The sequence below is a fragment of the Streptomyces corallincola genome (genome assembly GCF_019104725.1).
Taxonomy (GTDB): Bacteria; Actinomycetota; Actinomycetes; order Streptomycetales; family Streptomycetaceae; genus Streptomyces; species Streptomyces corallincola.
Genome location: NZ_JAHRXF010000095.1, coordinates 1 through 967, shown reverse-complemented (window position 1 = coordinate 967; position 967 = coordinate 1). Strand labels below are relative to the sequence as shown.

At 65.6% G+C, this 967-nt stretch carries 1 protein-coding gene; it reads left to right on the top strand.

What is annotated here, in order from left to right; genetic code table 11:
• The first annotated feature begins 131 nt into the window (after window positions 1–131).
• The gene (locus tag KUM39_RS27920; RefSeq protein ID WP_217788566.1) at window positions 132–899 is read left to right on the top strand and encodes a transposase; all 768 of its coding nucleotides are present in this window, start codon (window positions 132–134) and stop codon (window positions 897–899) included.
• Window positions 900–967 lie beyond the last annotated feature (68 nt).

Below are 967 nucleotides of genomic sequence, written 5' to 3'. Positions count from 1 at the left end.
AAATGGACTCATTGCCCTCTTCGACTGACTCAGGTCACCGGGGCCTTTGAGGACCACGGCTCGAGGGTTGGTGAGACCGTCCAGAACTGCCGTGAACCGGGATGCCGGGTGACGAGTGAAATGATGTCGCGGTGTCTGGTGTGATCACGGCTTCACAGCCGTCCTGGATAGCCCCGTTCACCGGGCTGAGCCCTCGCCTGTTCGGCAAACTGGTGACCGCACTGCGGCGTGAGGGTGCGGCGGTGGTCCGCAAGGGCCGGCCGTGGGGCCTTCCGCTGGCGGACCGGGCTCTGCTGGTAGCGGCGTACTGGCGCACGAACTTGACCATGCGCCAGCTCGCCCCGCTATTCGGGGTGTCCAAGTCGGCAGCAGACAGCATCATCGACCACCTGGGGCCGATGCTCGCGCTCCAACCCCGCAAGCGATTCGCGAAGGACACGGTGCTGATCGTGGACGGCACCCTGGTGCCCACCCGCGATCACACCATCGCCGAGCAGTCGAAGAACTACCGGTACTCCACCAACCACCAGGTGGTCATCGACGCCGACACCCGCCTCGTCGTGGTCGTCGGCCAGCCCTTGCCCGGCAACCGCAATGACTGCAAGGCGTGGGAGGAGTCCGGCGCCAAAACCGCCGTCGGCACAACCATGACCATCGCCGATGGTGGCTATCCGGGCACCGGGCTCGTGATGCCCCACCGCCGCCGAACGGGCGAGGAACTGCCCGGCTGGAAGCAGGCCCACAACAAGTCTCACAAGCAAGTCCGCGCCCGCGTCGAGCACGTCTTCGCCCGCATGAAGACCTGGAGAATCCTCCGCGACTGCCGTCTCAAAGGCGACGGCGTCCACCACGCCATGCTCGGAATCGCACGGATGCACAACCTCGCCCTTGCTGGATAGACCACCAGGCGAACAGCGGCCCACCCTGTCCGCGACCACTCAGAGGTCATTTACGGGACAGCCCTTAG